This is a genomic window from Pseudomonas sp. GM102 (genome assembly GCF_000282555.1).
Classification (GTDB): domain Bacteria; phylum Pseudomonadota; class Gammaproteobacteria; order Pseudomonadales; family Pseudomonadaceae; genus Aquipseudomonas.
Window position 1 is genome coordinate 20,488 of record NZ_AKJB01000070.1, and the last position, 23,502, is coordinate 43,989.

Here is a 23,502-nt window from a genome sequence, read left to right on the forward strand (position 1 = left end):
TCACGCGGCCTAGCATGGTCGCGCATTCAAGCAGTAGTGAGTATTTCTGTGATCAATCCATGCCCGCGTATTCTTTTCCTGATCCCGTACTTCGGTCATTGGCCGTTCTGGATGCCGTTTTTCCTCGAGAGTTGCCGACGCAACCCCGATATCGACTGGTTGCTGTTCAGTGACTGCGGTACGCCCGAAAATCTTCCGCCCAATGTAACTGTCGAGGCAATGAGCTTCAGTGAGTACTGCGCGCTGGTGTCGCGACGGCTGAATATCGACTTTGCGCCTGAGGCGGCGTACAAGCTCTGCGACATCAAGCCGGCTCTGGGTCATATCCATGTTGACCGCCTGCAAGGCTATGATTTCTGGGCGTTCGGCGATATTGATCTGGTGTACGGTGACCTGCGAAGTTATTTCACCTCTGCTCGGCTGGCCAGTTATGACCTGTTCTCCACCCATGAGCGGCGAGTGGCGGGGCATCTTTGCCTGATGCGCAACACTGCGCGCAAGCGTGAGTTGTTCATGCAGATCAAGGACTGGCAAAAGCGATTTACCGATCAGGCGCATCACGCACTGGATGAGGGCGCATTCAGTCGAATCTTCCTCTGGCGCAAAAATTTTCCCGAGCCGTTGTTCACCCTGGTGGGCAAGTTCAATCCCTGGCGTCGTCGCAGCGAGTTCACCGAGGCGTTCAGCACCCCGGGTGGCTGCATCAAGTGGCACGACGGCACGGATGATTTTCCGCATCAATGGTATTGGCGCAATGGCTGTTTGAGTAATGATCGCGATCGCGATGGCGATCGCCGGTTTCCGTATTTTCACTTCGTCTGCTGGAAACGCAACGAATGGTCACGGTTGCCTCCACCCGATCCGGCCGAGGTCAAGCGCATCGCCGCCGAGCCGGCGTGGGTCATCGATGCGACTGGTTTTCACCGGGGAGAGTTATGAGTCAACGGTCAAAGGTTCTGCAATTGCAGCCTGACTACAACGTCAAAGCCCATGATTTTGCCGACTTGGCGGAACAAATCGTCAAGGCGTTGCCGAGCGATCGCTATGAAGTGGTCGCGGCGTTCCTGCGCGGCAAGCCCGGTCCTGGCGAGGCGGTGAGCCGCGCTGACCGTTCGGTGTATTTCGAGTTTTCCGACAAGTCCCTAAAGGGCATGCGCCTGCGTGCGATGTGGCAGTTGTACAAGTTCTGCCGCAAAGAAAAATTTGACGTGGTGATTTGCAACCGTTTCAAACCGGTGAACATGATGCTGGCGCTCAATCGCTGGTTGAAAGTACCGCTGTGCATCGGTATCTCCCATGGTTTTGGCGAGTACGACCGGTTTTACCGGCGCCGCCAGACCCAGCGACTGGTCGATCGCCACTGGCGCTTTGTCGGCGTGTCGCCGGCAGTCAAACAGTACCTGCTCGATTGTGACTGCGGCTTTACCGACAAGAATACCTACGCGATCACCAACGCCATTGACATCGAGCAGGCTGAAGGTTTGCAGCACAGCCGCGAGCGTGCTCGCGAGTTGCTGGGCATCGAGCCGTCGGTGCGTCTGGTCGGTGCATTGGGGCGGTTGGTGCCGGTCAAGGGCCACACCTATCTATTGCAGGCTTTTGCCGCGCTCAAGGACAAATACCCGAACACCCAACTGGCAATCATCGGGGCGGGGCGTGAAGAATCGCGCCTGGCTGCGGAAATCGAACACCTGGGCCTGAACGGTCGCGCGTCTTTGCTGGGGTTCAAGGAAAATGCCTTGCAGTATGTTCGCGCGTTCGACATCTGGACCATGCCATCCCTGGCTGAAGGCTTGGGGCTGGCGTTGCTCGAAGGCATGAGCGGGCATCTGCCGGTAATCGCCTCGAATGTACCGGCCATGTTGCCGCTGATTCAGGGCGCAGGCGGTCTGGCGATTACCCCGGCGGACGTGCCGACGCTGGTCGCTGCGCTGGATAACTACCTGGGGCTGTCGGACGACGAGCTCAAGGCCAAGGGCGAACAGGCCTACCGTTATCTCCAGGAACAACACGATATCGAGGTGTTCCGCCAGGAGTACCTGAACCTGATCGACTCCGGCTTGAGTCAAGCCCGCAAGGAACAACAATGAGCGACGCCCAACCCCTCGTCACGGTCATTATCGCGTCGTACAACCACGGCCGTTATATCGAGGAAAGCATTCTCAGCGTCCTCAACCAGACCTATAAAAATATCGAACTGCTGGTCATCGATGACGGCTCCAGCGATGACAGCGTCGATCGGATCAATGTCTTGCAGGCGCAGCACGGTTTCGATTTCCGGGTTCAGCAGAACCAGGGGTTGACCAACACCCTCAATGGCGCCATCGCGCGCTCAAAGGGGAGCCTGATTGTGCCGTTCGGGTCCGATGACATCATGCTGCCGGAGCGTATCGCTACTCAGGTGGCGTACATGGATGGCAAGCCGGAGGTCGGGATCTGTGCCGGCAACATCGAGCTGATCGATGCCGACGGCAATCTCTATCCGGAGAAACGTCAGCGTCGCGACGTGCCGTTCCGTCGTCTTGATTTCGATGACATGTTCCTGGAGCGCAAGCCCTATCCGCCAGCACCAACGCTGATGATCCGCCGCGAAGCGCTGGACAAGGTGGGCGGCTTCGATCCGAACATTCGCCTGGAGGACTTGCTGATCGAGTTGAAGGTGACCCGCGCCGGTTACTTCATCGATGGCTTGAATGTGCTGATGGCGCGCTATCGCAAGCACGCCACCAACTCCTACAAGAATCACCGCTTCATGATCGACAACATCCTGCGCTCCTACGCGCTGTTCAGCGATCATCCGCTCTACGACGAGGTGCGTTACAAGTTCCTCAGCTCGATGTTCCTGAAAGCCGCCAATCGCGATCGCAAGTTGGCGCGGGAGCTGCTGGCGCAGATACCATTCAAGGCCTGGAACAAGAAGACCTGGCGCGGTCTGGGGCGGTTGTATTTCTCGCCGCTGGAAAAAGACTGATTCATTCTTGAGGCGTACTTGGTAGCAACTGGCGCAGCCTGCGCCAGCTGCTACATAGACTGCATTATCAATGCTTCAGCGAGCGATATTCTCGGCGAAAGGTCGAGTATCAATGAGCCCTTGCCGGGTGCCCTCCGGCCAGCACTTGCCTGTGCAGGCTATCGACCGCGGATTTCGACGCCGTCACGGCGTATCCCTGCAGTAGCGCGTCAAAATGGTCCTCGAACAGCCAGCGCCGATCCTCGGTGTAACGCTGCATATGGCGCAGATTGCGCTGGCGCAGGGACAGGCTCAACGATGACGGATAGATGCGCATGTCCGCCAGATCGATCAGGCCGAACTCACCATCGTCCAGTACCAATACGTTGCCCAGGTGCAGTGAGCGGAAATAAACACCTTGCTCATGCAACTGCGCCATGAACTTGCCGAAACGTTCTACCAGCGCCTGACGCACAGCTGGGGCGGTAATGGCTTGGAGAACCTGACGCAAGGTGCTGCCCGGCAGTGGCGTGTAGTGCACGGCGCTGCTGCCGTCATTGAGACGGTACAGATCCAGAATTTGTGGGGTCGGGATCCCCTTGTTACGCAATTGCTCGCTGTTGGCGGCAAAACGTTCGGAATAGGGGTTGAAGCTGCCCGAGGTGTACCAGCGGCGGCGCCGGAACAGCTTGAGGAAGCTGCCATCGATCAGGCGCAGGACTTTGGGGCCCAGGCCATCTTCTTCGATCACCTGAGCGCTGGCGGTCAACTGTTGCAGTGCCGTCGAGGTCAACGTCTTGACCGGCATCGCTGACAGGCGCCTGGCTCGCTGGTTGATGCTCAGCGCGGCGATCAGTGCCAATGGAATCCATAGCAGGAACCAGTGTTCTTTGGGCCGGGAGATGATCCCGCCTCCTTCGGTCAGGCCTGCCCCGATGCCGAATACCAGCCAGGTCGAGGCGATGATGAACAGCGGTTGCAGGCGATTCCGCCAGCTGCTCAGCAACCCCCAGGCCTGGAAAAACAACCATGGCAGCAGCCCGAAGATGCCGACGTAGTAAAGCACGCCCAAGGCGAAGCTATGAGGTTCCTGCAAGGCGTAACCAATACCCGGGTCGAGGGTCAGGCTGGCGTTGTAGCCATGACCTATCCACGGGTGATCGGCAATTTTCTGTAGGGCCAACTGCCAGATTTCGAAACGATAGGAGTCGCCGCGTTCGATGATCATCTGCGAAAGCAGCAAGGCGACCGCTGTCCCGCTGATAAACAGGGTGCCCAGCAGTACGATGGTGCGACGGTTCCAGCAGATGAAACTCAGCCAGAATGCAGCCAGTGTCAACGCAACCAACGGCGTTCTGGAGCCAGTGGCAATCACCGCGGTGAACATGATCGCCATCGCCGGGATACTCAGCCAGAGCAGCTGGCGACGTTTGCAGGTCATGCTCAGGCTCAGCCAATAGGTACAAAAGAAGCCGAATACGTGGGAGCTGAGGAGCGGATTGTCGAATGCGCCGCCACCGATCAGGCGCATGCCCGGTTCGTAGATGTGGGCAAACATGAACAAGTTGTAGGCCGAAGCGATCAGCCCCACCACCGCGGCACTGAATAGCAGGGGTTGAACGATGTCGCTACGGTAACGCACCAGCACATAGCAGCCAGCGAACAGCAATAGTGTGTGCAAGGAGGGTTTGAACTGGCTAGCGACACGGTGCTCCATCGGCGGTCCCCAGCTCAGGCTGAGCAGCGCCCAGGCGACGAACAGCAGCAGCGCGACAAAGATTGGCTCGCGGAGCAACTCTTTGAATTCTCGCGGACGCAGGCAAAGGGCAATCATCGCTGGAATGCTGAACAAACCATAAAAAAGCTTGTGATAGAGGCTGCGACCCGGCAGAAAGAACAGTGCACACAGAAGCAGAAAATAGCCGAGAGGAAGAATCCAGAGGCAAATGAAATCGAAGATTCGATTGGACGTGCTGTTGAAACCACTGAGTTGCATGCTGAAAGATTCAATCCTGAAGTTGATCGGCTATCTCGGGGGTGATGGCTATTTGATGCTGAATATGACGCCTAACAATAACAGCCTTTATGCGATTGCCAGAACCCTGAAGAAGCTGTGCTAAAGTCAGCGTCCTTTTTATCGACATTCGCGTGATATGACCGACTCCAGTCTCGCTGCAAGCCCATCGAGCTTGAAAATCTACTTCCGCCTGCTCGGCTATGTCCGGCCGTACATCAGTCTGTTCCTGATCAGCATTGTCGGCTTTCTGATTTTCGCTTCGACTCAGCCTATGCTCGGCTACATCCTCAAGTACTTCGTCGACGGGTTGTCCAACCCTGAAGCTGTGCTGTTTCCAAGCGTGCCGTACCTGCGTGACCTGCAACTGCTGCAGGCGGTGCCCTTGCTGATCATTCTGATTGCCGCGTGGCAGGGGCTGGGATCTTATCTGGGCAACTACTTCCTCGCCAAGGTTTCCCTCGGGCTGGTTCACGACTTGCGGGTGCAGTTGTTCAACAACCTGCTGGTCTTGCCCAACCGCTACTTCGATAAGCATAACTCGGGTCATCTGATTTCGCGCATCACCTTCAACGTGACCATGGTCACGGGGGCGGCTACAGATGCGATCAAGGTCGTAATCCGAGAAGGCATGACGGTGATCTTCCTGTTCGCCTCGCTGCTGTTCATGAACTGGCGCCTGACACTGGTCATGGTTGCGATCCTGCCGTTGATCGCCTTGATGGTGCGTACCGCCAGCAAGAAATTCCGCAAACAGAGCAAGAAGATCCAGGCAGCCATGGGTGACGTGACCCACGTGGCTTCGGAAACCATCCAGGGCTATCGCGTGGTGCGCAGCTTCGGCGGCGAAGTCTACGAACAGAAGCGCTTCTTCAACGCCAGCCAGGGCAATACCGACAAGCAACTGCGCATGACCCGTACGGGCGCCATCTATACGCCGCTGTTGCAACTGGTGATTTACAGCGCCATGGCGGTCCTGATGTTCCTGGTGCTGTTCCTGCGCGGTGATGCGTCCGCCGGTGACATGGTGGCCTACATCACCCTGGCGGGCCTGTTACCCAAGCCGATCCGCCAATTGTCCGAAGTCAGTTCGACCATTCAGAAAGGTGTCGCCGGCGCCGAGAGTATCTTCGAGCAACTGGACGTCGAACCCGAACTCGATAAAGGCACCGTCGAGCGCGAGGCCGTCAGCGGTCGGCTGGATGTGCGCCACCTGAGCTTCACCTACCCGGGCACCGAGCGGCAGGTACTCGATGACATCAGTTTCACGGTAGAACCGGGGCAAATGGTGGCGTTGGTGGGGCGTTCGGGCAGTGGCAAGTCGACCCTGGCCAACCTGATTCCACGCTTCTATCACCACGACAAGGGCGAGATCCTGATCGATGGCGTTGAAGTGGAACAGTACAAACTGCTGAATCTGCGCAAGCACATTGCTCAGGTGACCCAGCATGTGACGCTGTTCAGCGACACTGTGGCCAACAATATTGCGTATGGCGATCTGGCCGGTGCACCCCGTGAAGACATCGAGAAAGCGGCAAAAGACGCCTACGCGATGGACTTCATCGCGCAGTTGCCCGAAGGGCTGGACACTCAGGTCGGTGAGAACGGTGTGTTGTTGTCCGGTGGTCAGCGCCAGCGTCTGGCGATTGCCCGGGCCCTGCTGAAAAATGCTCCGTTGCTGATCCTCGACGAAGCCACTTCTGCCCTCGATACCGAATCCGAGCGGCATATTCAGGCCGCACTGGATCAGGTCATGAAAGGCCGGACCACTCTAGTCATCGCTCACCGTCTGTCGACCATCGAGAAAGCTGACCTGATTCTGGTCATGGATCAGGGCCGTATTGTGGAGCGCGGCACCCATGCAGAACTTTTGGCGCAGAACGGTTACTACGCCCGCCTGAACGCCATGGGCCTCGACGCCCCGGCTGAAGATATCGCCTGACCGTTGCGAGGGTGAGCCCGGCTCACCCTCGCGTTCACCGGCGTGCAACGCGTCCCGGTGCTTGTAATCAGCCCTTTACGCTTTGACCATGCCGAAATAAATCTCGACAACGCGCTTGTTTAAGGTTCGCTCAACTGAAGCGTCGCTGACCGGGCGGGATCGACATCAGGATCTGCAACGTGCGGACGCTGTCGGCGGCTATCGGTATTTCTGCTCAATAAATGAGCAGAGCCTCTTGCCAATTCATCCGGTTGCAGCCGTCGCGCTAGCCAGCGCCAACCCTGTGCTAATATCGCGCCCCTGTTCATTTTGTATGTGGGTTGCTCCATGAAGTTGTCCATGCCGCGATTCGATCAAGCCCCTGTCTTGGTGGTCGGCGATGTCATGCTCGACCGTTACTGGCATGGTGGTACCTCACGGATTTCCCCTGAGGCACCGGTACCGGTAGTCAAAGTCGAGCAAATCGAGGACCGCCCGGGCGGTGCCGCCAACGTTGCCCTGAACATTGCCGCTCTCGGTGCGCCGGCCTCGCTGGTCGGCGTGACCGGCGACGACGAGGCTGCCGACAGCCTGGTCAATAGCCTCAAGGGCGCCGGCGTGCGAGCGTTGTTCCAGCGCATCGCGCACCAGCCAACCATCGTCAAGCTGCGGGTGATGAGCCGCCACCAGCAATTGCTGCGTATCGACTTTGAAGAACCTTTCGCAACCGACGCCCTGGCGCTGGGCGAGCAAGTCGACGAATTGCTCGAAGGCATCAAGGTGCTGGTGCTGTCCGACTATGGCAAAGGCGCGCTGAAAAACCATCAGGTGCTGATCCAGGCCGCCCGTGCCCGTGGGATTCCAGTGCTGGCCGATCCCAAGGGCAAGGATTTCTCGATCTACCGCGGCGCGAGCCTGATCACCCCGAACCTCAGTGAATTCGAAACCATCGTTGGTGGTTGCGCCGATGAACACGAGCTGGTGAGCAAGGGCGCGCAGCTGATGCACGACCTTGACCTCGGCGCCTTGCTGGTGACCCGTGGCGAGCACGGCATGACCTTGCTGCGCCCGGATCATCCGGCGCTGCACCTGCCAGCTCGTGCCCGCGAAGTGTTCGACGTGACTGGCGCCGGTGACACGGTGATTTCTACCCTGGCAGCGGCGATCGCCGCTGGCGAAGAACTGCCCCACGCGGTGGCCCTGGCCAACCTGGCGGCGGGCATCGTCGTCGGCAAGCTTGGCACCGCGGCCATCAGTGCCCCGGAATTGCGTCGTGCAATTCAGCGTGAAGAAGGTTCCGAGCGTGGTGTGTTGGGGCTGGAGCAGCTGTTGCTGGCAGTCGACGACGCACGTGCACACAACGAGAAGATTGTGTTCACCAATGGCTGCTTCGACATCCTGCATGCCGGCCACGTGACCTACCTCGAACAGGCGCGTGCCCAAGGCGATCGTCTGATCGTGGCGGTCAACGACGATGCGTCGGTGAGCCGCTTGAAAGGGCCGGGTCGGCCGATCAACAGCGTCGACCGTCGCATGGCTGTACTGGCCGGTCTGGGCGCGGTGGATTGGGTGATCAGCTTTCCTGAAGGCACACCGGAAAACCTGTTGCGCGAGGTCAAGCCGGACGTACTGGTCAAGGGGGGGGACTATGGCATCGAGCAAGTAGTCGGGGCGGACATCGTCACCGCTTATGGCGGGACAGTGAAAGTGCTGGGGTTGGTGGAAAACAGCTCGACCACAGCGATTGTCGAGAAGATCCGCAACCATTGAAGTGGACGTCTTCCGTTTTGTGCGGTATATGGGCGGTTTTACCCTGCGGGTATAACCGTTCCTGTTGATGTCGGCGGGTACGAACCCGCGCTTAGCTGCTTTTGTCTCGGTAATGAATGTATGAAAGTCATGCTTCTGGTGATGGACGAACAACGAGTCATTCTGGATCGGCTGTATGAGATCGTGCAGCAGAACTGCGATGAGTGTGTCGTCTATCGTCTGAGCAAAAAACAGCAGATGAAACTTGGTCCGTTTCTCGCCTCGGTCAATTATCAGAACTTCGATCGGGTCGTGATTTTCTCCAGAGTCAAGCGTCTTGCCCCGCAGCTCAGTGTTCTAAAATGTATTCCCGGTCTGATTTTCCTCGAGCATGACGCCTATCAGAACTACATGCCCGAGAGTAAATACCTACGGGTATATTCGCGCCTGTACAGCCGTCTCCCAAGTGCTCGCGTACTGGTTTCTGGAGCTATTGTTGCGCGTCGGTTGCAAGCTGAAAATATTGATGCAGTGTTCGTTTCAAAAGGATATGACGAACAGATGCTGCATAACATGGACGGTGTTCGAGACATTCCGATCGCTTTTCTGGGCAGTCTGAAAAGTACCGAGTATGCGCAACGCAAGGCACTCCTTGAAGCGCTTTCTCAGCGCACTGGCATGCTGGTCACCCGCACCAAGTCAGGCACCGAATACCTGGAAATGCTCAATCGCATCAAGATTTTTGTCAGTGCCGATATCGGCATGAACGAATTCATGATCAAGAACTTTGAAGCGATGGCGTGTGGCTGTGTACTGTTGGCCTGGAGCCAGGGCGAAGAAGACGAGTTGCTGGGCTTTCGGGATATGCACAACACGGTGTTCTATCGTTCCGAAGATGAAGCTGTGGAAAAACTCGAGCTATTGCAAAGTGATCCTTTGCTGACGGCCCGTATCGCCAGTAACGGACAGGCATTCGCGCAGAACCAGTATTCCTTTGCCCGGGTGGGGCGTACGCTGGCCACCGAGATACAGCGTAAAATGCGTCCTTGGCAACCACCTTCATCGCTCACTCGCCTGTGGGTGAAGGTACGCCACGGGCTGAAGGTTCCGGAGTAGATGATGGAATATCAAAAGCCTCAAGCCGCTGAGCAAGTAGCACTGGATACGATGCCTGGTGGGCACCAGTCTGTTATGGATGGACTGCCCGAGGAGCTGAAAGAGTGCTTGCGCAAGGCCGCTCGTGTTGTGCTTATAGCCAATAATCCGGCTATCACGTCGACCGATTTTCAAGCGTTGAATATAGGCATTGATGACGTAGTGGTCAGCTTCAACACCTGTATTAAATCGGGACTGCTTTGCCCGCAGAGCGTCAATGTATTCGTGCATGGTTTCAATGCGCCGGACGCGTACTTTTTCGGCCTCCCCTATGGGCCTGAAGTACAGCGCTTTTTTGAAAACGCTGGCGGGCGTTGTTTTACGATGCTGGTGGGAAGCACGGAGGCAATGTGTCCTTTGCCGCGAGTGGCTCTTTATTGGGAGCGTATACCGTTACCGGCATTGTGGAACTATCCGGTCGATCGACCAGGAGGTAAACGTTATGTTGGACCGTCCACTGGTTTCAACGCGCTGGTGCTGTTCGATTGGCTGCGCAGTCACGCCGGTTATACCTACCAACTGATGACATTAGGTTTTTCCAACGAAGCGGGAAAACTCTGGGGCGGGCATGCCTGGGACTATGAGCGGGACTGGTTGCAGAAGTCGGACGTCATCGTCGTACCTCTGCAGCCTCGTAGTTGGTGGCAAGTATTGCTTCGTCGCAAATAAATCATGGTTTGTGACTGGTCGCTACTAGAGCGCCGAAAAGGCTCGGTTTTTTCAGGGGTGTTGTCGAGTGTTAAATATTGCGGTGGCTTTTTTTGGTATTCCAAGAAATTCGGAAATCTGCTTTCCCTCCATTCAAGAAAATGTTCTTGCGCAGCTGCCTTCGAACAGCAACGTAAAGTGCTTTTATCATCTCTATAAAATCGACGAAATCCAGAACGCACGTTCAGGTGAGAGAGGGGAGCTGACAGCGGACAACTATGAGGTCTTTGAGTCTATGACCGGCCGACTCACCTCAACGGAAGGTGTTCTGGAACATTGGAATTTTGAACAAGTAAAAGCACTCGGCGATACGTGGGCTGATGAGCACGCATCACTTCGCAACCTGATCTATCAGCTGAATTCGCTGCACACCGTCACCGCCATGATGGAGTCCTTCAATCCTGATTTCGTAGTATTCGTGCGACCGGATAATTTCTATCACACTCCGCTTCCCACTTATGTGTTCAAGCACCCCAATGCCAGGCGGTTGAATACTTACATCCCTGATTGGCAGTGGTGGGGAGGATTGAACGATCGTTTTGCCATTTGTGGACGGGATACCTACATGGCTTATGGGAAAAGGATTGAGCACATCTTCGACTTCTGTAAAGCGACAGGAAGGAAGTTACATTCCGAACGGCTGCTCAAATACGTTCTGCAACAGGCAGGCGCCAGGATCTGCACCATGGATACCAAGGCGTCCCGTGTTCGTATCACGGGTGCATTTGCTGATGAGTCGTTCTCTCCCAAGCGGGGTATGGGCAAGCGCGAGAATCGCTACTTTCATCTGTTTGCGCAGTTTCGCACGTTCATGGACAGGCAACGATCGGACAAGACGGAAGCCCCGTGAGAGGTGGTTTTGGAACGTACCTCCACTGTAAGAATCGCACTGGCGTCCACGACAACTTCACAATTATTTACGCAGTGTTCCCTGCACCAGCCTCACCAGTCGCAGAGCCTTGACGCTCAGTTGTTTCAACCCTTGTTGCCGGGCTTTCGGTACCCCCACCCCTTGTTGTGCAATCCAGTCCTTCCAGCGAATGCGTTCTTCGCGCACTACCCAGCCTTCTTGGATGGCAAAGCTCTCTGCCAGATACAGTCCACGGGTACTGGCCGGTAAAAGCTTATCGCGCTTGAGCGTATACAGCTCGGGAAGGGGCACCCCATCTTCAAGTGGCATCAGATACAAATCGGGACGTTTGCGATCGAGCCGGGCCACCAATTGATCGCCCTCCAGCCGTTCGTCCACATGGAACAGGCTCAGGGATTTGGCTTCCTTGGGCACGTCCAGGCGCAAGTCATAGATCAATTGCAGCGACGCGGTCGGCAAATGCACATAGGCCCGCGGGCGCTCGATCAGCGGCATGTTGGCGCAGCGCACCGGCCGCGCCGAGCCGGACAGCGGTGTCAGGCGAAACGGCAGGGCTTCGCGGTAATGCAGGGCGGACGAGTAGGGCGCGGGCAGCCAGGTGTCGTTGAAACGCCCGCTGAGCCAGCCTTCCGGGGTTTCCAACAGGCACTCTTCGGCGATTTCCTGGGTCGCCGTGTGCAGTGGCAGGGTCAGTTCATGGGCCGGTACGTAACCCGAGATCAGTTTGAGCACCACATCGCCGCGGTCCTGCCGACGCTGACGCACCAACACCCAGTAATCGCGATTCTGCCAATGCAGGGTCAGGCGTACCGAAACCCCAAGGTTCGCCAGTTCCAGGGCAAACCGCTCGCTGTCGGGCACCGTCACCGGGCGGCGACGTTGCAAAGTCTGGGAGAAATTCAACGGCATCCCGACGCTCTGGTAACTCAGGCCTTCGGGTGTCGCTTCGACGAATAACGGCAGGGTCTTGAAGTTGCTCGGGTTCTTTCTTATCAGCGTACGCGGCATGTCGGCTCCTGCTTAAGGCCGCGTGGGCGGCGTCAATGGCTAGGGTCTGTTGACGTTTGGCGTCGCGGTCGTCACCAAACGTCAACAGACCCTACGAAGGACCTGCGCAACGGTCGCAACGTTGTGGGCGAGGTGCAGCGGATTGATGGTCCCGACAATGGCACTGGCCACACCCGGGTGTTCAAACAACAACTCGAAGCTGGCGCGTACCGGGTCCACGCCCGGGCTCAAGCAAACGTGGCCGCTGGCCAAGGCTTTTTTGACCAGGATCGCTTTGCCGTGAGCAGCAGCATAGTCAATGACTGGCTTCTCGTTCTGTTCGTTCAGATTGTAGGTGACCATCGCGCAATCACCTTGTTCCAGAGCCTTCAAGCCGCCTTCGACGGTTTTGCCGGAAAAACCGAAACCGCGAATTTTGCCTTCGCGCTTGAGTTCGGCAAGGGTCGCATAGACCTCGCTGTCATTGAGGATCGCCAGGTCGTTGCCGTCGGAATGCACCAGCACCAGATCGATAACATCCGTTTCCAGCCGTTGCAGGCTGCGTTCCACCGAGAGGCGCGTATGGGCGGCGCTGAAGTCGTGGTGCGACTGGCCGTCGGCAAATTCTTCGCCAACCTTGCTGACGATCACCCAGTCCTGACGTTGACCCCGCAGCAACGGGCCAAGACGCTCTTCGCTGCGGCCATAGGCCGGCGCGGTGTCGATCAGGTTGATGCCCAGGTCGCGCGCGAGTTTGAGCAGCATGCGCGCTTCGTCATCGCCGGGGATCTGGAAGCCGTTGGGGTATTTCACCCCTTGATCGCGGCCAAGTTTCACCGTGCCCAGGCCCAGGGGCGAAACCAGCAGGCCGGTGCTGCCCAAAGGGCGATGCAGATCGTGCAGGGTTGGTTGACTCATGGCAGCAGTTGCTCCCAGGCAGGGACGCCCATCGGCGGTTTCGGCAGTTCCGGCAGTGGTGCCGGATGGCTCGGCTGGATGCCGTCGCGTTGCAGTGCGGCGAGGACCCGGTCAGCGAAGTCCGGCGCCAGGGCCAGTTTGGTCGGCCAACCCACCAGCAGGCGATCTTGCTCGGCGAGGAAGGCATTGTCCGGGCGGGTCAGGCCTGATTGCAGCGGCTCGGCGCGCTCGACCCGCAAGGTCGCCCACTGCGCGGTGCTGAGGTCGATCCATGGCAGGAGATTGCCGAGTTCTTTTTGCGCGGTGGCTATCTGCGCTGCAGGATCGCGGGCCACGCCTTCGGCTTCGGCGATGTCGCCTCCCAGGTACCAGACCCATTGGCCATCAGCGGCCGGGTGGGTGGTCACGGTGATGCGCGGCTTCGGCCCGCCGCCCAGGCAATGGGCGTACAGCGGTTTGAGGCCCGGGCCTTTGACGATGATCATGTGCAGGGGGCGGCGCTGCATGGCCGGCTGACTCAGGCCCAGCGCCGTGAGCAGATCGGCGGTGCCGGCCCCGGCGCTGAGGACGATGCGCTGGGCGCGAATCTCGCGTTCGTCGACTTTCAAACCGATCAGTTCGCCGTTTTCCAGCAGCGGTTCGATGTGCTGGCCGGCCAGTAGACCGTCACCGGCCAAATCGGCCAGGCGCTGGATCAGGCTTGGCACGTCAACCACCAATTCCGCCAGGCGATAGACCTTGCCCTTGAAACGCTTGTCTTGCAGGGCTGGTGGTAGCTGCTCGCCCTTGACCTGATCGACCCGCCCGCGCACGGCTTTGCTGGCAAAGAAACTGGTGAGGTTGCCGGCGAGGGTGCCGGGGGACCAGAGGTAATGGGCTTCGGACAGCAGACGCACGCCGGACAGATCCAGCTCGCCGTCGCCGGCCAGCGCTTCACGCCAGCGACGCGGCATATCGGCAATGGCTTCCGAGGCGCCGGTCAGGGCGCCGTGCAACGCGTACTTGGCGCCGCCGTGGATGATCCCCTGGGACTTCACGCTCTGCCCGCCACCGAGGCTGGCGCTTTCCACCAGCACGGTCGAAAAGCCCTGGCGGCGCAGGCGCGCATTCAGCCAGAGGCCGGCGACACCAGCGCCGACAATCAGAACGTCGGTGGAAATAACGGATGGCATGCAGCGACCTCAGTGTTCAAGACGAGGGCGCAGTATACAGACTCGAAGAAAAGGGGATTGTTGGTGATCAATCGGATGGATGCAAAACCTGTGGGAGCGGGCTTGCTTGCGAAAGCGGTGTGTCAGGCAACAAAGATGTTGACTGACAGCCCCTCTTCGCGAGCAAGCCCGCTCCTACAATGGATCGCACTTCGGGTTTTAATGCCCGGCGGTTTTGGAGAAGAGCTGGATGACTACGACACCCAATACGATGAGCGCCATCCCCAGCATCGCCGGCACATCCAGCTTCTGCCCATAGATAAACAGCGCCGCGACGCTGACCATCACGATGCCCATGCCGGCCCACACCGCGTAGGCCACGCCCACCGGAACACTGCGCACCACCAGGGTCAGCATCCAGAAAGCAATACCGTAACCGACGATGACCAACAGCAGCGGCAGTGGCGTGCTGATACCTTTGACCGCTTTCATCGAAACGGTGGCGATCACTTCGGCGCAGATGGCGATGGCCAGGTAGTAGTAGGCGGTCATGGGTCGATCCTCGTATGAAGTGTTGCTCTCTGAGGTCGGCATTCTAGAGATTCGCCAGATGCGGTAAAGTCATTACCTATCTGATCTGGAGATGGGTTGAGCCATGAACATGCAATGGAATCTGGAACAGCTGCGCTTGTTTGTCAGTGTCGCGGAACAGCGTTCGTTCTCCGCGGTGGCGCGGGATCAGCGCAAGGCACAGTCGGCGGTCAGCAGTTCGATTGCGCTGCTGGAAGAGGACCTGGGCGTCAGTCTGTTCGATCGCAGCAGTGGTCGTCAGCCGAAACTCACCGAGGCCGGCACCGCGCTGCTTGAAGAGGCGCGAGAAGTGCTGCGCCAATGTGAACGCCTCAATGGTCGGGCACTGGCGATGATGCGCGGCCAGGAAGCGAGCCTGCGTGTGGCTCAGGATGAGGCGATGCCCTATCAAGCAGTGGTTGAAAGCTTCGAGGCTCTGGCAGAAAAGTTTCCCAGCCTCGAAGTGCAACTGACCAGTGCCGCCCAGGGGGATGTCGCGCGCAAATTGGTGGAGCGCCGGGCCGATCTGGGCTTGCTGTTTTATCACGAGCAAATTCCCGAAGCCCTAGAGCGGCGGGTGCTGGGTAGCGTCGAAATGGTGACGGTGTGCGGTGTGGGGCATCCCATGGCGAAGCAGGCGCACGTCGATTGCCAGCAAATGGCGCAGCATCGACAGTTGCTGATGTCCACGCAATCCAGCGTCTATCCCGGCAGCGAGCCCGCCAGCCCGCAGGTCTGGCGCGCCGACAGTTTCTATGTGATGGCTGAATGGGTGATGCGCGGCCTTGGTTGGGCCTGGTTGCCGCGACATGTGGTGCAGTACCCGGCGTATCAGAATCAGATGGTCGAACTGGCCAGTGAATGGACGCCGCCGGCCTTGATTGTCGAACTGGTCTGGCGTCGCGATGAGCCCCTCGGCCCGGCGGCCCGTTGGCTGGCTGAACGTTTTGCCGTGCACTTGCAGGCGATCGGCTAAAAAACCGATAAACTCCGCCGCCATGAATAGAACTCTCTACACCGCGCTGTTTTACCTGGGGCTGCCATTGGTAGCGATTCGGCTTTGGCTACGGGCGCGCAAGGCGCCGGCGTACGCCAAGCGCATTGGCGAGCGGTTCTCCCTCGCGCTGCCGGCGATGAAACCGGACGGCCTCTGGGTGCACGCGGTGTCGGTGGGCGAAAGCATCGCCGCGGCGCCGATGATCCGCGCCTTGTTGCAACGCTACCCGACGCTGCCGATCACCGTGACCTGCATGACGCCGACCGGGTCCGAGCGCATCCAGGCACTGTTCGCCAACGAGCCGCGCATTCAGCACTGCTATCTGCCTTACGACTTGCCTTGCGCAGCCAAGCGATTCCTTGATCGGGCCCGGCCGAAACTGGCGGTAATCATGGAAACCGAGCTCTGGCCCAACCATATCCACCAATGCGCCAAGCGCGGGATTCCCGTGGCGCTGGCCAATGCACGACTGTCCGAGCGTTCGGCCAAAGGCTATGGCCGCTTCCATAAACTGACCGGGCCGATGCTCGCCGAGATGAGCCTGTTCGCGGTGCAGACCGAAGCCGAGGCGCAGCGCTTCCGGGATTTGGGCGCGCGCCCGGAAACCGTCGAAGTGACCGGTTCGATCAAGTTCGACCTGACCATCGACCCGCAACTGCTGCAACGTGCCGCCGAGTTGCGTGCGCAGTGGCAGGCACAGGAGCGCCCGGTGTGGATCGCCGCGAGTACCCATGAAGGCGAAGACGAAGTGGTGCTGGCCGCTCATCGTCGTCTGTTGGCCAATCATCCTGATGCCTTGCTGATTCTGGTGCCGCGCCATCCGGAGCGTTTCAACCCAGTGTTCGAATTGTGCCGGCAGCAGGGTTTCGCCACGGTGCGGCGTTCGACGGGCGAGCCGGTTACCGCAGGCACTTCGGTGCTGTTGGGCGACACCATGGGCGAGTTGCTGTTTCTCTATGCGTTGGCCGACAGCGCGTTCGTCGGTGGCAGCCTGGTGCCGAACGGCGGCCATAATCTGCTGGAGCCGGCGGCATTGGCCAAACCGGTGCTCAGCGGGCCGCACCTGTTCAACTTCCTCGAAATCGCCGCGCAGTTGCGCAGCGCCGGGGCGTTGGCCGAGGTCGATGATGCCGAAGGTCTGGCGCTGGCGGTGCAGCGGCTGTTCGAATTGCCGAGCGATGCGCAGCGGATGGCAGAGGCGGGGCTGAAAGTGATGCGCACCAATCAGGGCGCGTTGCAGCGGTTGCTGGATGGGTTGGGGCGGTTGATCGACAAGTCCTGAATTTGTCACTGCTCCTTTGTGGCGAGGGAGCTTGCTCCCGCTCGGCTGCGAAGCAGTCGTGGAATCAGCCGATGTGGTCTACCAGACAGACCGCATGCTCAGGGTTTGGGGCCGCTTCGCAGCCCAGCGGGAGCAAGCTCCCTCGCCACAGAGTTTTCTTTTATTGGGCGGGATTAGCCCGTAACTGCTCCGCCGCAGCCTTGGCCAGATCCGGCGGCAGGAAGTCCTTGTCCGGGTTGTAGTCGGCTTTGAGGTAACGCGTCAGGTCCTGCAAATCCCCCGGGTTCAACGTGCCGGCGGCCTGCTTCAAGCGCAGGTTGTCGAGGATGTAGTCGTAGCGGGTATTGTTGTAGTTGCGCACCGAGGTGTACAGCTGACGTTGGGCATCGAGTACGTCGACGATGTTGCGCGTCCCCACCTGATAACCGATTTCGGTCGCTTCCACCGCGCTCTGGTTGGAGATGATCGACTGCCGGCGGGCCTGCACCTGCTCGACGTCGGTGTTCACGGCGCGGTGCAGGTTGCGGGTGTTCTCCACGACCTGACGACGCAGGGCTTCGCGTTGTTGTTCGGTCTGAGTCAGCAGCGAATAGGACTCACGCACCTGCGAGCTGGTCAGCCCGCCGCTGTAGAGCGGGATGCTCAATTGCAGGCCAACCGTGCGCTGCTCGACATCGCCACCGTAACGCACGCCGTTCGGGTTCGGGTTGGTAAAGCCGAGGGCGTCGTTGTCACCTTTCTTGTATTGCGCGACCGCATCCAGGGTGGGCGCATGCCCGGCCTTGCGCTGCTTGAGGGTTTCTTCGGCGGCGCTTACTGCATAGTTGCTGGCCAGCAAATTCAGGTTCTGTTTGGCGGCGGTGTCGACCCAGGCCTTGGCGTCGTTTGGTGCCGGCGGCAGGATCGGCAAGGTGTGGACAATGCCCTGAATCGAGTTGTACTGACGGTTGGTCAGGGTGATCAGCGCTTCGAACGCGTCATCCACCTGGCGCTGAGCAAGAATCCGGTTGGCCCGCGCCGTGTCGTAACTGGCTTGGGATTGCAGCACGTCTGTCTTGTCTGACAGGCCAACGTCGAAGCGCTCGTTGGACTGGTCGAGTTGACGCTTGAATGCCGCTTCTTCGGCCTTGGTCGAGGCCAGGGTGTCCTGGCTGCGCAGCACGTTGAAGTAGCTTTCGGCACTTTGCAGAATCAGGTTCTGTTCGGTGGCCGAGAGTTGCAAGGCTGCCTGTTCGTTGACGTCCTTGGCGGCTTGCAACTGGAACCAGCGATCGGCGCGGAAAATCGGCTGCGCGAGAGTCGCCTGGTACACCGTGCCGCTGCGGGTCGAGGTCAGCGATGGCTGGTCGAGCGAGGTGCGAGTGTTGTTCAGGTCGGCACCGGCAGACAGGTTGGGCAACAGGCCGGCGCGAGCCTGGGGCACGACTTCCTTCTGGGCGCCGTATTGGGCGCGGGCAGCGGCGATATCGGCGTTGTTGTCCACCGCTTCCTGATAGACGCTGACCAGGTCAGTCTTGGTCGATAAGGGCGCTTCTGCTGCCCAGGCCATTCCATTGGACGCACAAGACACGGCAAGGGCCAGTGAGAGTTTGCGCAGCATGAGGCCATCCCTAAAAATTACGCTGATAATTTGAGCGCCAAGGCTACGGCGCGGCGCCCTGCAGCGTCAAGGCGCGGCACGGCGTAGCGAGTGTAGTTGCACGCAGGCACGGCAACAATCCTGCAATTGCGCCATTCATCATGGTGTTTGCTGCGGAGTTGGCGTTCTTTGCCGGTTGTGTCTAGACTGGCCGGGTTCTTGTCGGGGTGCCTTGCTATGAGGCTGAGATCGAATAATTTCGGATCCCGTTGAACCTGATCAGGTTAGCGCCTGCGTAGGGAACAAGATTTCTCGTCACCCGGCGAGTCCTCTTGTGCTTCGTCCGGGATGTTGTTCGACAATCGAACACCCCTCGAGCACTGAGCACAGCACTGCTGGTTTTCCCAGCGCCCGTGCGTCCATTCGTTTACAGGTTCGCTCCGACAAAAATCCACTGCCTGGATGTGTGTCTGGAGAGCCCGTGATGACTACAAAATCAAAAATCGCAACCAACCTGAGTGACTCGGCCAAGGTCGATCAGCAATCGGTTCAGCCGTTTACCCGCTCGCAAAAAATCTATGTCCAGGGCACTCGCCCCGACATCCTCGTGCCGATGCGCGAAATCAGCCTGGACGTGACCCCGACCGACTTCGGCGGTGAAATCAACGCGCCGGTGGTGGTGTATGACACCTCGGGCCCGTACACCGACCCCAACGTCATCATCGACGTGCGCAAAGGCCTGGCCGATGTGCGTTCACCGTGGATCGAGTCCCGTGGCGATACCGAGCGTCTGCCGGGTTTGAGCTCCAACTTTGGCCAGGAACGCCTGGCCGATGCGGAATTGACCAAACTGCGTTTCGCCCACGTCAACAATCCGCGCCGCGCCAAGGCCGGGGCCAACGTCAGCCAGATGCACTACGCCCGCAAAGGCATCATTACCGCCGAGATGGAATACGTTGCCATCCGCGAAAACATGAAGCTTGAAGTGGCCCGTGCCGCAGGCTTGCTCGACCAGCAACACGCCGGTCACAGCTTCGGCGCCAGCGTGCCGAAAATCATCACGCCGGAATTTGTCCGTGAAGAGATCGCCCGCGGTCGCGCGATCATTCCGGCCAACATCAACCACACTGAACTGGAACCGATGATCATCGGCCGTAACTTCCTGGTGAAGATCAACGGCAACATCGGCAACAGCGCACTGGGTTCGTCCATCGAAGAAGAAGTGGCGAAACTGACCTGGGGCATTCGCTGGGGTTCGGACACGGTCATGGACTTGTCCACCGGCAAGCACATTCACGAAACCCGCGAATGGATCATCCGTAACTCGCCGGTGCCGATCGGTACCGTGCCGATCTACCAGGCCCTGGAAAAAGTCGGCGGCGCCGCTGAAGACCTGACCTGGGAGCTGTTCCGCGACACGCTGATCGAACAGGCCGAGCAGGGCGTCGACTATTTCACCATCCACGCCGGCGTACTGCTGCGCTATGTGCCGCTGACCGCCAAACGTGTGACCGGCATCGTTTCCCGTGGCGGTTCGATCATGGCCAAGTGGTGCCTGGCGCACCACAAGGAAAACTTCCTCTACACGCATTTCGAAGACATCTGCGAAATCATGAAGGCCTACGACGTCAGCTTCTCGCTGGGCGACGGCCTGCGTCCGGGCTCGATTGCCGACGCCAACGACGCGGCACAATTCGGTGAGCTGGAAACCCTCGGCGAGCTGACCAAGATCGCCTGGAAGCACGACGTGCAGTGCATGATCGAAGGCCCGGGTCACGTGCCGATGCAGTTGATCAAAGAGAACATGGATAAGCAGCTGGAATGCTGCGACGAGGCGCCGTTCTACACCCTCGGCCCACTGACCACCGACATCGCCCCAGGCTACGACCACATTACTTCGGGTATCGGTGCGGCGATGATCGGCTGGTTTGGTTGCGCGATGCTTTGCTACGTGACGCCGAAGGAACACTTGGGCCTGCCGAACAAGGATGACGTGAAGACCGGGATCATCACCTACAAGATCGCCGCCCATGCTGCCGACCTTGCGAAGGGGCATCCGGGCGCGCAGATTCGCGACAATGCCTTGAGCAAGGCGCGTTTCGAATTCCGTTGGGAAGACCAGTTCAACCTGGGCCTGGACCCAGACACCGCGCGTTCGTACCACGACGAAACCCTGCCGAAGGATTCGGCCAAGGTCGCGCACTTCTGCTCCATGTGCGGGCCGAAATTCTGCTCGATGAAGATCACCCAGGAAGTCCGTGAATACGCGGCCAACCAGCGGATCGAAACCGTCGATGCCGAAGTCGCCCAGGGATTGGCGGATCAGGCCGAGCGGTTCAAGCAGGAAGGTAGTCAGTTGTACAAGAAGGTTTGATCTGATCCGCAGCGCCAGCCTTTCGAGGCTGGCGCAGCTCTTGTAGGAGCGAGGCTTGCCCGCGAAGGCGGTTTGTCTGACACACCGCTTTCGCGGGCAAGCCTCGCTCCTACAGGTTGTGGTTACAACAACATATGTTCCTCTGAGATAACACCCCTTGAGCATTCAACCCAGCACCTACTCCCCGGATACCGCGGTGCCGAGCGACAAACGTGTCTTCGGCGGCCGTGATCTGTTTTCCCTGTGGTTCTCCCTTGGCATCGGCCTGATGGTGTTGCAGACCGGTGCTTTGCTCGCACCGGGTCTGGGCCTGTCTGGCTCGTTGCTGGCGATTTTTCTCGGCACGCTGGTCGGCGTTCTGTTGCTGGCCGCTGTCGGTGTGATCGGCAGCGACACCGGCCTGTCGTCGATGGCCGCGCTTAAACTCAGCCTGGGCCGTCATGGCGCGAGCCTTCCGGCGGTGTTGAACCTGTTGCAACTGATCGGTTGGGGTTCGTTCGAAATCATCGTGATGCGCGACGCTGCCAGCCTGCTCGGCGCCCGCGCATTCAGCGAAGGCAGCCTGCTGTCGAATCCGCTGCTTTGGACAGTTTTCTTCGGTGGTTTGGCGACGTTGCTGGCCGTCAGCGGGCCACTGACCTTCGTGCGCAAGATCCTGCGCAAGTGGGGCATCTGGCTGCTGTTGGCCGCGTGTATCTGGCTGACCTGGAACCTGTTCGCCAAAACCGACCTTGCGGCGTTGTGGGCGCAGGCCGGTGATGGTTCGATGCCGTTCGCCGTGGGCTTTGACATTGCGATCGCCATGCCGCTGTCCTGGCTGCCGCTGATTGCCGACTACTCGCGGTTCGGCAAGCGTGCGAAGAATGTCTTCGGCGGTACGGCGCTGGGCTTCTTTATCGGTAATTTCTGGCTGATGAGCCTGGGCGTGGCCTACACCCTGGCGTTCGCGCCGAGCGGTGAAGTGAATGCCTTGCTGCTGGCGTTGGCCGGTGCAGGTTTGGGGATTCCATTGCTGCTGATTCTGTTGGACGAGTCGGACAATGCCTTTGCCGATATTCACTCGGCGGCGGTGTCCAGCGGGATTCTGTTGCGCTTGAAAGTCGAGCATCTGGCCTTGGCCATCGGCGTCATCTGCACGCTGATCGCCTGCCTGGCGCCATTGGCCCAGTACCAGAACTTTCTGCTGTTGATCGGTTCGGTGTTTGCGCCGCTGTTCGGCGTGGTGCTGGTGGATCACTTCATCCTGCGCAAGCGCAGTGGCCAGGTAGCGTCAGCTGCATTGCGCTGGCCGGCGTTGCTCGCCTGGTTAGGTGGGGTGAGCACCTATCACTTGCTGGCCAATCTCTATCCGGACATCGGCGCAACCCTGCCGTCGCTGGTACTGGCAGGGCTGCTGCAACTGCTGCTCGGTCGAGCCTTCAGCTACGGCCGGGAAACAGCTCAGGCTTGAGAATACCGTTCAGGCGCGGGTAGGGGATCTTCAGTTCGACGTGGCCCAATGCGTAAGGCGCAAGGGTGCTCACTTCGTACTTGAGGATCACCCCGCCGTAGGTCAGCGCCACATTCTGGGTTTTCACGAAGGGCCAGCTCTTCACGAACTCCGGTTCCTGATCGAGCTTGGTGCTGATCAGCCAGCTGTTGTGCGCCACTTGGGCGGCTTTCCAGAACGCTTCTTCCTGCCCCGGAACCAACATATCCGACAGTGTCAGCACTTTATGCTGTTGACGTGAATAGTTGATGAAACCGCGGCCCGGCGTGCCATGGGCACCGCCGGTGTCCAGGTAGCTGGACAATTCAACGATCACCAAGCCGTCATGCTGCTCACGTACCTTGGCTTGCAAGTAGCTGCTGTAGCGCGGGCCTGCGCTGCTCAAGAACTGCTCGCGATACGCCGCCAGCGTGGGCGCTACGGGGGCTTCGGGTGAGGTGCGGGTCATTTGCAGCAGGCGTTTTTCGATGATGCCGTTTAGTGCAGGCTCATCGGGGAAACGCAGCGTATCGATATTCACCAACGGGCATTCAGGGTTGGCACAGCCTGGTTTCAACTGTTCCGATGCGTCGCGGGTAGTTTCCAGCGGCGCTCGATAGTTGGGCTGGAACAAACTCTGGCACGCACCCAGGGTCAGGGCGATGGCGGCCACGGAGGCAATCTTGAAAAGCGACATGGGCGTCCTTTACGAAACAGGGGAAGGCGAAAAGTTACCCGCTTCGACTCTCAACGAAGCAGTCAGTTCGCCACTAAGCTAATTAGAGTTGGTTTCACCCTCACCGTCTAT

Annotated in this window: 19 protein-coding genes and 1 riboswitch; of the genes, 12 read left to right on the plus strand and 7 right to left on the minus strand. The window is 59.0% G+C overall.

Translation table 11 applies throughout. From position 1 onward, the window contains the following. Positions 1-48 precede the first annotated feature (48 nt). The 3 genes from PMI18_RS11540 to PMI18_RS11530 are packed head-to-tail and all read left to right on the plus strand — an operon-like array spanning position 49 to position 2,971. The gene (locus tag PMI18_RS11540; protein WP_007902553.1) at positions 49-939 is read left to right on the plus strand and encodes a DUF6625 family protein; all 891 of its coding nucleotides are present in this window, start codon (positions 49-51) and stop codon (positions 937-939) included. Then, the gene (locus tag PMI18_RS11535) at positions 936-2,090 is read left to right on the plus strand and encodes a glycosyltransferase family 4 protein (protein ID WP_007902559.1); all 1,155 of its coding nucleotides are present in this window, start codon (positions 936-938) and stop codon (positions 2,088-2,090) included. Before PMI18_RS11540 ends, PMI18_RS11535 begins: the two co-directional genes overlap by 4 nt. Continuing rightward, on the plus strand, positions 2,087-2,971 hold the full coding sequence (locus PMI18_RS11530) for a glycosyltransferase (RefSeq protein ID WP_007902562.1): 885 nt from the start codon (positions 2,087-2,089) through the stop codon (positions 2,969-2,971). The genes PMI18_RS11535 and PMI18_RS11530 overlap by 4 nt, the downstream gene beginning before the upstream one ends. A 109-nt stretch (positions 2,972-3,080) precedes the next feature. Here PMI18_RS11530 and PMI18_RS11525 read toward each other — a convergent pair whose 3' ends face one another. Further along, positions 3,081-4,946, minus strand: coding sequence for a bifunctional O-antigen ligase/aminoglycoside phosphotransferase family protein (locus PMI18_RS11525; RefSeq protein WP_007902569.1), 1,866 nt, complete (start codon positions 4,944-4,946; stop codon positions 3,081-3,083). Between the two features lie 157 nt (positions 4,947-5,103). On the opposite strand from PMI18_RS11525, the gene msbA reads away from it, so the two are divergent. The 5 genes from msbA (at position 5,104) to PMI18_RS0129630 (ending at position 11,347) form a co-directional block, all read left to right on the plus strand. Beyond that, entirely contained in the window at positions 5,104-6,906 is a 1,803-nt protein-coding gene (gene msbA, locus PMI18_RS11520; protein ID WP_007902571.1) for a lipid A export permease/ATP-binding protein MsbA, read from the plus strand. Positions 6,907-7,233: 327 nt separating this feature from the next. Next, a complete protein-coding gene (gene hldE, locus PMI18_RS11515) occupies positions 7,234-8,655 on the plus strand; it encodes a bifunctional D-glycero-beta-D-manno-heptose-7-phosphate kinase/D-glycero-beta-D-manno-heptose 1-phosphate adenylyltransferase HldE (RefSeq protein WP_007902573.1) in 1,422 nt (473 codons plus the stop codon). Positions 8,656-8,775: 120 nt separating this feature from the next. Continuing rightward, complete coding sequence (locus PMI18_RS11510) at positions 8,776-9,750, plus strand: glycosyltransferase (protein WP_007902575.1); 975 nt, start codon at positions 8,776-8,778, stop codon at positions 9,748-9,750. A gap of 3 nt (positions 9,751-9,753) precedes the next feature. Further along, a complete protein-coding gene (locus tag PMI18_RS11505) occupies positions 9,754-10,458 on the plus strand; it encodes a hypothetical protein (RefSeq protein ID WP_007902577.1) in 705 nt (234 codons plus the stop codon). 67 nt (positions 10,459-10,525) lie between these two features. Then, positions 10,526-11,347: a hypothetical protein gene (locus PMI18_RS0129630; RefSeq protein WP_033036609.1), complete on the plus strand. Its 822-nt coding sequence runs from the start codon at positions 10,526-10,528 to the stop codon at positions 11,345-11,347. A 63-nt stretch (positions 11,348-11,410) separates the two neighbouring features. Here the strand turns inward: PMI18_RS0129630 and PMI18_RS11500 are convergent, their stop codons facing one another. The 4 genes from PMI18_RS11500 to PMI18_RS11485 form a co-directional block, all read right to left on the minus strand. Next, positions 11,411-12,376 carry a hypothetical protein gene (locus PMI18_RS11500; protein ID WP_007902579.1) on the minus strand — a complete coding sequence of 322 codons (966 nt, stop codon included), beginning with the start codon at positions 12,374-12,376 and terminating at the stop codon, positions 11,411-11,413. 81 nt (positions 12,377-12,457) lie between these two features. Further along, positions 12,458-13,273 (minus strand): aldo/keto reductase, encoded by an 816-nt coding sequence (locus PMI18_RS11495; RefSeq protein WP_007902580.1) that lies wholly within the window; start codon positions 13,271-13,273, stop codon positions 12,458-12,460. Then, positions 13,270-14,445 (minus strand): NAD(P)/FAD-dependent oxidoreductase, encoded by a 1,176-nt coding sequence (locus PMI18_RS11490; RefSeq protein WP_007902581.1) that lies wholly within the window; start codon positions 14,443-14,445, stop codon positions 13,270-13,272. Before PMI18_RS11490 ends, PMI18_RS11495 begins: the two co-directional genes overlap by 4 nt. 198 nt (positions 14,446-14,643) lie before the next feature. Continuing rightward, a complete protein-coding gene (locus PMI18_RS11485; protein ID WP_007902582.1) occupies positions 14,644-14,976 on the minus strand; it encodes a DMT family transporter in 333 nt (110 codons plus the stop codon). 103 nt (positions 14,977-15,079) lie between these two features. On the opposite strand from PMI18_RS11485, the gene PMI18_RS11480 reads away from it, so the two are divergent. Then, positions 15,080-15,970: a LysR family transcriptional regulator gene (locus PMI18_RS11480; RefSeq protein WP_007902583.1), complete on the plus strand. Its 891-nt coding sequence runs from the start codon at positions 15,080-15,082 to the stop codon at positions 15,968-15,970. Between the two features lie 22 nt (positions 15,971-15,992). After that, entirely contained in the window at positions 15,993-17,273 is a 1,281-nt protein-coding gene (waaA, locus tag PMI18_RS11475) for a lipid IV(A) 3-deoxy-D-manno-octulosonic acid transferase (protein ID WP_007902584.1), read from the plus strand. A 160-nt stretch (positions 17,274-17,433) separates the two neighbouring features. Here the strand turns inward: waaA and PMI18_RS11470 are convergent, their stop codons facing one another. Continuing rightward, positions 17,434-18,873 carry a TolC family outer membrane protein gene (locus PMI18_RS11470; protein WP_007902585.1) on the minus strand — a complete coding sequence of 480 codons (1,440 nt, stop codon included), beginning with the start codon at positions 18,871-18,873 and terminating at the stop codon, positions 17,434-17,436. Between the two features lie 192 nt (positions 18,874-19,065). After that, positions 19,066-19,171: riboswitch (TPP riboswitch) on the plus strand. Positions 19,172-19,336: 165 nt separating this feature from the next. Between PMI18_RS11470 and thiC the strand changes: the two genes are divergently transcribed. Both thiC and cytX read left to right on the plus strand, forming a co-directional pair. Next, a complete protein-coding gene (gene thiC / locus PMI18_RS11465) occupies positions 19,337-21,226 on the plus strand; it encodes a phosphomethylpyrimidine synthase ThiC (RefSeq protein ID WP_007902586.1) in 1,890 nt (629 codons plus the stop codon). Between the two features lie 157 nt (positions 21,227-21,383). After that, a complete protein-coding gene (gene cytX, locus PMI18_RS11460; RefSeq protein WP_007902587.1) occupies positions 21,384-22,676 on the plus strand; it encodes a putative hydroxymethylpyrimidine transporter CytX in 1,293 nt (430 codons plus the stop codon). Here the strand turns inward: cytX and PMI18_RS11455 are convergent. Continuing rightward, complete coding sequence (locus tag PMI18_RS11455) at positions 22,645-23,391, minus strand: RsiV family protein (protein ID WP_007902588.1); 747 nt, start codon at positions 23,389-23,391, stop codon at positions 22,645-22,647. The genes cytX and PMI18_RS11455 overlap by 32 nt on opposite strands. Positions 23,392-23,502 lie beyond the last annotated feature (111 nt).